This is a genomic window from Streptomyces anandii JCM 4720 (assembly GCF_014650655.1).
GTDB lineage: Bacteria > Actinomycetota > Actinomycetes > Streptomycetales > Streptomycetaceae > Streptomyces > Streptomyces anandii.
Genome location: NZ_BMVJ01000009.1, coordinates 226,292 through 233,294, shown reverse-complemented (window position 1 = coordinate 233,294; position 7,003 = coordinate 226,292). Strand labels below are relative to the sequence as shown.

Annotated in this window: 7 protein-coding genes; 3 read left to right on the top strand and 4 right to left on the bottom strand. The window is 73.4% G+C overall.

Going from position 1 to position 7,003, the window contains the following annotated elements; translation table 11 throughout:
• On the bottom strand, positions 1 to 868 hold an 868-nt coding region (locus IE249_RS18510; RefSeq protein ID WP_229858776.1), incomplete at its 3' end, for an acyl-CoA dehydrogenase family protein.
• The gene (locus IE249_RS18505; protein WP_189705936.1) at positions 868 to 2,070 is read right to left on the bottom strand and encodes an amidohydrolase family protein; all 1,203 of its coding nucleotides are present in this window, start codon (positions 2,068 to 2,070) and stop codon (positions 868 to 870) included. The genes IE249_RS18510 and IE249_RS18505, both read right to left, overlap by 1 nt.
• A gap of 206 nt (positions 2,071 to 2,276) precedes the next feature.
• Here IE249_RS18505 and IE249_RS18500 point away from each other — a divergent pair, with 206 nt between their 5' ends.
• Positions 2,277 to 3,785, top strand: coding sequence for a class I adenylate-forming enzyme family protein (locus tag IE249_RS18500; protein WP_189705935.1), 1,509 nt, complete (start codon positions 2,277 to 2,279; stop codon positions 3,783 to 3,785).
• On the opposite strand, the gene IE249_RS18495 is transcribed toward IE249_RS18500, so the two are convergent.
• Positions 3,764 to 4,276 (bottom strand): EF-hand domain-containing protein, encoded by a 513-nt coding sequence (locus tag IE249_RS18495; RefSeq protein ID WP_189705934.1) that lies wholly within the window; start codon positions 4,274 to 4,276, stop codon positions 3,764 to 3,766. The genes IE249_RS18500 and IE249_RS18495 overlap by 22 nt on opposite strands.
• Before the next feature lie 156 nt (positions 4,277 to 4,432).
• Positions 4,433 to 4,801 (bottom strand): STAS domain-containing protein, encoded by a 369-nt coding sequence (locus tag IE249_RS18490; protein ID WP_189705933.1) that lies wholly within the window; start codon positions 4,799 to 4,801, stop codon positions 4,433 to 4,435.
• A 337-nt stretch (positions 4,802 to 5,138) separates the two neighbouring features.
• Between IE249_RS18490 and IE249_RS18485 the strand changes: the two genes are divergently transcribed.
• Positions 5,139 to 5,729 carry a sigma-70 family RNA polymerase sigma factor gene (locus IE249_RS18485; RefSeq protein WP_189705932.1) on the top strand — a complete coding sequence of 197 codons (591 nt, stop codon included), beginning with the start codon at positions 5,139 to 5,141 and terminating at the stop codon, positions 5,727 to 5,729.
• Entirely contained in the window at positions 5,726 to 6,997 is a 1,272-nt protein-coding gene (locus IE249_RS18480) for a zf-HC2 domain-containing protein (RefSeq protein ID WP_189705931.1), read from the top strand. The genes IE249_RS18485 and IE249_RS18480 overlap by 4 nt, the downstream gene beginning before the upstream one ends.
• Positions 6,998 to 7,003: the final 6 nt, after the last annotated feature.

Here is a 7,003-nt window from a genome sequence, read left to right as displayed (position 1 = left end):
GCCGCCACAGCGCGCGGAACTCGGCGTTGAGCCTGCCGAGGCGCCGGCGCAGCGCCGGGTCGTCCCAGCGGCCGTCGGCGCGGGCCTCGCGGGCCAGTTCGCCCAGCACCCGGCGGCAGGCGACGACCTCGCCGGCGAAGGCGGTGCCGCGCTCGAAGGACAGCGTCACCATCGTCACGCGCCAGCCGTCGTTCTCCGCCCCGACCCGGTTGGCCACCGGCACGCGCACGTCGTCCAGGAACATCTCGGCGAACTCGGCGGATCCCGCGAGGGTCCGCAGCGGCCGTACGGTGACGCCCGGCGCGTCCATGGGCATGGCCAGCCAGGTGATGCCCCGGTGGCGGGGGGCGGCGGGGTCGGTGCGCACCAGCAGTTCGCACCAGTCGGCGACCTCGGCGTGCGAGGTCCACAGCTTGGTCCCGCTGACCACGTAGTCGTCGCCGTCCCGGCGGGCGCGGGTGCGCAGGGCGGCCAGGTCGGAGCCGGCCTCGGGCTCGCTGAAGCCCTGGCACCAGACCTCCTCGCCGCGCAGGATGGGCGGCAGCCAGCGCTCGCGCTGGGCGGGCGTGCCCTCGGCGGCGATGGTGGGCCCGGCGTGCAGCAGTCCCACGAAGCCCGCGCCCACGTAGGGGGCGCCCGCGCGTTCGGTCTCCTCCCAGAAGATCAGCCGCGTGGTCGGGGAGGCGTCCCAGTGCACGCCGGCGTACCCGGCGTCGTAGAGAGCGCGCTGCCATCCGAGGTCGTACGCCCGGCGCGCGGGCCAGTCGTCCGGGGAGGGCTTCGGCGGCAGGGTGGGCAGCACCTTGGCCAGCCACTCCCGCAGCCGTGCCCGGAAGTCCTCCTCCTGCGGGGTGTACGTCAGGTCCATTACCGGTCGAGGTCCAGTCCGAGCATGCGGATCGCGTTGCCCCGCATGAGTTTGTGGACGGTCTCGGCGTCCAGGCCCCGCACGTGGTCGAGGGCGACCTCCTTGGTGTGCGGGAAGGTGGAGTCGACGTGCGGATAGTCGGTCTCGAAGGTGGCGTTGTCACGGCCGACCGCGTCCAGGGACGCCACTCCGTGCTTGTCCCGGAAGAAGCAGCAGAAGATCTGCCGGTAGTAGTACATGGACGGCGGTTCGGGGATCAGGTCCCTGACCCCGCCCCAGGCGCGGTGCTCGCGCCACACGTCGTCGGCGCGTTCCAGGGCGTACGGGATCCAGCCCATCTGGCCCTCGGAGTAGGCGAGTTTCAGCCGGGGGAAGCGCACCAGGACGCCGCTGAAGAGAAAGTCCATCATCGAGGCCATCGCGTTGTTGAAGCTGAGCGAGGCCTGGACCGCGGGCGGGGCGTCGGGGGAGGCGGCCGGCATCTGGGAGCTGGACCCGATGTGCATGTTGACGACCGTGCCGGTGTCCTCGCAGGCCGCGAAGAAGGGGTCCCAGTGGCCGGAGTGGATGGACGGCAGGCCCAGGTGGGTGGGGATCTCCGAGAAGGTCACCGCGCGCACCCCGCGGGCCGCGTTGCGCCGGATCTCGGCCACCGCGAGCTCCACGTCCCACAGCGGGATCAGGCACAGCGGGATCAGCCGGCCGCCGCTGTCGCCGCACCACTCCTCGACCATCCAGTCGTTGTAGGCACGCACGCAGGCGAGCGCGACCTCCTTGTCGTGCGCCTCGGCGAAGGTCTGGCCGCAGAAGCGCGGGAAGGTCGGGAAGCACAGGCTGGCCTCGACGTGGTTGAGGTCCATGTCCTTCAGCCGCTCGGCCGGGTCCCAGCAGCCGGGGCGCATCTCGGCACGGGTGATGCCCTCCAGGGTCATCTCGTCCCGGTCGAAGCCGACGGCGGCGATGTTGCGCTTGTACGGGAACTGGAGGTCCTCGTAGATCCACCAGTCGGTGGGCGGCCCTTCGGGGTCCATGGTGATGCGGTAGCGGCCGCCGACGTAGGCGAGCTCGCCGATGCCGGCGGTGAGCGGCCTGGGGCCGCGGTCGCGGTACTTCCCGGGCAGCCAGGTCTCGAAGAGGTGCGCGGGCTCGATCACGTGGTCGTCGACGCTGATGATGCGGGGCAGTTCGGTCGCGCTCGTCATGGGTCCCCTCCGCCGGCGTGTCCTGTGACGCGTGATCTGTGACGCGTGGTCTGTGACGCGTGATCTGTGATCCCTGCCTGCGCCGTGACCTGACGGGCCGTCAGATACGGCTTGCCGAGAAGGCTAGCCCCGCACCCCTGGACCGACAAGGCGCCGGGCCCTACGCTTCCCGCACTATCTGACGCACCGTCAGCCAAGGGGGCCGGATGGACGCGACGGCGCACGAACTGAGCGGGTCCCGCACGCTGTGGGAGCTGGTGGTCCGGCGGGCCGCGCTGACCCCGGACCGGCCCGTGCTGCTGCAGGACGAGCGCGCCCTGACCTTCGGCGATCTGCGCGAGCGGGCCGAGCGGGTGGCGGCGGGTCTGTACGGCATGGGCGTGCGCCCCGGCACGGTCGTCGCCTGGCAGCTGCCCACCCGGATCGAGACCGCCCTGCTGTCCTTCGCGCTGGCCCGCCTCGGCGCCGTGCAGACCCCGCTGATCCCCTACTACCGCGAGCGCGAGGCCGGCTTCGCGCTGCGCGAGTCGAAGGCGGAGTACTTCGCGGTGCCGGGCACCTGGCGGGGATTCGACCACACCGCGATGGCCCGGCGGCTCGGCGCCAGGGGGGTCTTCGAAGCCTACGACTCGCTGCCCGACGGCGATCCCTCGGTGCTGCCGGAACCGCCCGCCGAGGGCGCCTCGGTGCGCTGGATCTACTGGACCTCCGGCACCACCTCGGCGCCCAAGGGCGTGCTGCACACCGACCGTTCACTGATCGCGGCCGGCTCCTGCCTCGCGCACGCGCTGCGCCTGACACCGGACGACGTGGGCTCGATGGCCTTCCCCTACGCCCATGTCGCCGGCCCCGACTACACGGTGATGCTGCTGCTGTACGGCTTCCCGGCGCTGATGGCGGAGCACTTCGCGCTGCCGGACGCGCTGGAGGACTACCGCAGGCACGGGGTCACGGTGGCCGGGGGCTCGACCGCGTTCTACTCGATGTTCCTGGCCGAGCAGCGCAAGCGGCCGGGGCGGAAGGTGATTCCGAGCCTGCGACTGCTCGCGGGCGGCGGGGCGCCCAAACCGCCGGAGCTCTACCACACCGTCGTACGGGAGATGGGCGTGCAGCTCACCCACGGGTACGGCATGACCGAGGTGCCGATGATCACCATGGGCTCGCCCGGCGACAGCGCGGAGAACCTGGCGGCCACGGAGGGGCGGCCGCCGCGGGAGATGGAGATACGGATCGTCGACGGGGAGGTCCGGCTGCGCGGGGAGGCCGTGTGCCAGGGCTACCTGGACCCGGCGCAGACGGCCGAGGCCTTCGACGAGGAGGGGTTCCTGCGCACCGGTGACCTCGGGCGGCTGACCCCCTCCGGACACCTGGTGCTCACCGGCCGCCGCAAGGACGTGATCATCCGCAAGGGGGAGAACATCTCGGCCCGGGAGATCGAGGACCTGCTGCACCGGCACCCCGCGGTGGGCGACGTGGCGGTCGTCGGGCTGCCGGACGCCGAGCGCGGGGAGCGGGTGTGCGCGGTGGTGGAACAGCCGCCGGGGGCCGGGGAGCTGACCCTCGCGGCCGTGACGGAGTTCCTGCGCGCGCAAGGGCTGTCCGTGCACAAGCTGCCGGAACAGCTGGAGGTGGTGGACGCCCTTCCGCGGGGCGAGACGCTGCGCAAGGTGCTCAAGTACCGGTTGCGCGAGCGTTACTCGGGGACGGTGAAGTAGCGGGCGAGGGCGGGCACGATCTCCGCCTCGCCGACCCGGCCGTCCCCGTCGGCGTCCAGCGCGGCGGCGGTGGCACGGGCGGTGTCGCCGGGCACGCCGAGCACCCGGAGCACGCGCTCGGTGTCCTCGACTGTGGCGGCGCCGTCGCCGTCCCCGTCGGCGACCGCCAGGGCGGCGTGCAGGAAGGGGCGGGCGATCTCGGCGAACCGCTCGGGGTTGTCGCGCAGCCGCTTGACCGCACCGGTCACGAACTCCTCGCGGGTGATGCGCTGGTCGCCGTCGCGGTCCGCGATCCCGGCCATGCCCTGCCAGAACGCCTCCGCGCCCGCGTAGAGGGCCTGGCCCTTGTCGGAGCGCGCGGTGACACCGAACTCCGCGAGCAGCGCCTTGGCCGCCACGCTGAAGTCCTCGCGGTCGATCCAGCCGTTGCCGTCCTGGTCGAAGGTGGCGAACCGGGCCGCGATCCTGCGCTCGTACTCGCTGCTGACCATGTCTTCTCTGGCCGCCTTAGGTGAGGGGTCGGTCTGCCAGGGAGCGTACGACGCCGGGCACGGCTCGGGGACGGGAAAACGACGCTTGTGCCAAGACCGGGGGAATTCCCGGACAAGGGTGTGGCACGGGGGCCGGTCGCCCGGTACGCGGTCCGCTCAGGCGGAGAGCGGTTCCTCGAGCACGGCGGCCGCGAGGTCGGGGTAGACGTCGAAGAGGCGGCGGACGCCGAGGGCGTTGAGGACGCGGTTGACGTGGGAGCCGTCGAGGCCGCCGCGGGCCGGGAGGATCAGGCGCAGCCGGCCCTGGCAGGAGCGGATCAGCCGGCGGGCGGCGATGAGGACGCCGACGCCGCTGGAGTCGCAGAAGAAGACCTCCGAGAGGTCCAGTACGAGATGGTGCCGGCCCTGGGCCACCACCTCGTGCACCCGCTGGCGCAGCGCCGGCGACGTCACCAGGTCCAGTTCGCCCGCGACCTGGAGCACGCTCCACTCGCCCTCTTCACCGCCGGTCACCTTGAACGCCACGGCCCGCCCTCCGCTCGCCGGAACTTCCCCGGAACCGCCCGGAAACGGAAGCAGTTCCTACGCTTCTTTCCGCGCGGCTGCCCAGCGGCCGTTCCCCCAAACGCCACGTGACAAACCGATACCGTTCATTCGAAGGCTTGTTTCGGTCACCTTCGATCGTGTTCGATCTGAGTTGACACAAAAGGGGACGCACCGGTTTCGAGGTCCACTACCACCTGTGAGGCCGCAGGGGGCGCACATTGCACCAAAGGGGCGTGCGCCGTCCGGCGTGCCGACTACATTCGACAAGACCAAGCACACACGCTGGAAAACGGGACGGACCGGCGAAGGGGGCCGCATGGCGAAGAAGGACGCACCGCCCCGCTGGGACCGCAGGATGCAGCAGCGGCTGGCGAGCGGGGAGGCGGCCGCCCTCGGCGAGCTCTACGACCGATTCGCCTCCCTCGTGCACGGCCTCGCCCACCGCGTGCTCGGCGACGAGCAGGCGGCCGACGGCATCACCCGCGAGGTCTTCGCCCACGTCTGGGAACACCCCGACGCCTACGACCCCCGGCAGGGCCCGCTGCGCTCCTGGGTGGCCGCCCTGACCCACCGCCTGGCCGTGCAGCGGCTGCGCGCCACCGTGGGCGCCGCGCAGGCCCGCGAGGGCGGCGGCTCGCCGGAGGAGCTGGAGCGCAGGGTGCGCCGCGCCTCGGCCGCCGCCCGCGCCGACTACATCGTCCACTCCATGCCAGCGCCGCTGCGCGCCGCCCTGGAACTGGCCTACTTCCAGCGCCGCGACTACCGCCAGACCGCCGTCGACCTCGGCGTCACCGACGACGAGGCCCGCCGCCGGCTCCGGCTCGGGCTGCAACTGCTGTCCACCGCCCACGACACCGGCGCCCCGGACTCCCCGGGCGCCCCGCCCGGTTACGGGGGTGCGGCATGAGCGAGGGCACCGGGCCGCCCGGGGAGGGCGGCGCCCCCGACGAGCACGGCGGACGCGCGCCGCGCATACCGATGCCCCGTACGTCCGTGGAGGACGGCGGGCAGCCGCTGCCGGAACCGGAGGAGTTGGCGGAGCTGAAGGAGCAGGGCGGACTCGTGCTGGACCACGACGTCCTGAAATCGCTCCTCGGGGCGTGGGCGCTGGCCGCCTGCTCCCCGCAGGAGACCGCGGCCGTCGAGGCGCACCTCGGCGGGTGCGGCGGCTGCGCGGACGAGGCACGGCGGCTGCGCGAGGCGGTCGGCCTGCTCCACCCGCCCGAGAGCCTGGACCTCGATCCCGGGCTGCGCACCCGCGTCCTGGACGGCTGCCTCGAGCGCCGCCCGCCCCGCGTCCCGGTGCCCGGCTGGGCGGCGCCCTACGACGCCGAGACCGCGCGGCTGGACGCGCTGCTCCAGGACTTCGGGGACTCCGAGTGGCACGCTCCGGTGCGGCTGCGGTGGTTCGAGGGCGAGGGCACGGCGAGCCGCCGCACCACCGTCGCCGGGGTCATCGCGCACCTGATGAGCGTCGACGGACTCGTCTCCGTCGCCCTCGGGCTCGACGACCCGCTCGGCGACATCCCCGCGGGCGGGCCGACCCCGGCGGCGCGCACCGAGGCGTACTGGCGCGCCTCGCACTTCCCGCCCACCCGCTCGGTGCGCACGCCGTGGCGGGAGCAGACCCACGCCCTGGTGCGGACGGTCTCGCTCACCGGCCCGGACGCGGCGCCCGCGCCCGCGGTCCCCTACGGCGGCTTCGAACTGCCGCTGCCCGACGCGATGCTCGACCGCGCCTTCGAGTGCTGGGTGCACGCCGAGGACATCGCCGACGCGGTGGACTACCCCTACCAGCCGCCCGCCCCGCGCCATCTGAACCGGATGATCGACCTCGCCGCCCGGATGCTGCCGGCCGTGCTGGCCGCGCGCCGCCAGGCCGGGCTCGCCTCCCCCGCCCGCACCCGCCACCTGGTGACCGCGGGCGAACCGGGGCGCAGCCTGCGCCTGGAGATCGAGGGCCTCGGCGGCGGCGAGTGGCTCATCCCGCTCGACTCGCCCGGCGCGGTGGGCTCCGCCGAGTACGAGGTGGCCCATGTCGCCCTGGACGGCGTGGAGTTCTGCCGCCTCGCGGCGGGCCATGTGCCCCCGGACGAGGCGGCCGCCGGGCAGGCGGGCGACCGCCAGGCCATCCGTGACGTACTGCACGCGGCCGCTTCGCTGAGCCGCATGTAGGCGGGC

Bases quoted from the DNA above. Each gene is read 5' to 3' on its own strand.
- IE249_RS18500 (WP_189705935.1), top strand. From the start codon at position 2,277: ATGGACGCGACGGCGCACGAACTGAGCGGGTCCCGCACGCTGTGGGAG.
- IE249_RS18495 (WP_189705934.1), bottom strand. From the start codon at position 4,276: ATGGTCAGCAGCGAGTACGAGCGCAGGATCGCGGCCCGGTTCGCCACC.
- IE249_RS18485 (WP_189705932.1), top strand. From the start codon at position 5,139: ATGGCGAAGAAGGACGCACCGCCCCGCTGGGACCGCAGGATGCAGCAG.
- IE249_RS18480 (WP_189705931.1), top strand. From the start codon at position 5,726: ATGAGCGAGGGCACCGGGCCGCCCGGGGAGGGCGGCGCCCCCGACGAG.
- IE249_RS18505 (WP_189705936.1), bottom strand. From the start codon at position 2,070: ATGACGAGCGCGACCGAACTGCCCCGCATCATCAGCGTCGACGACCAC.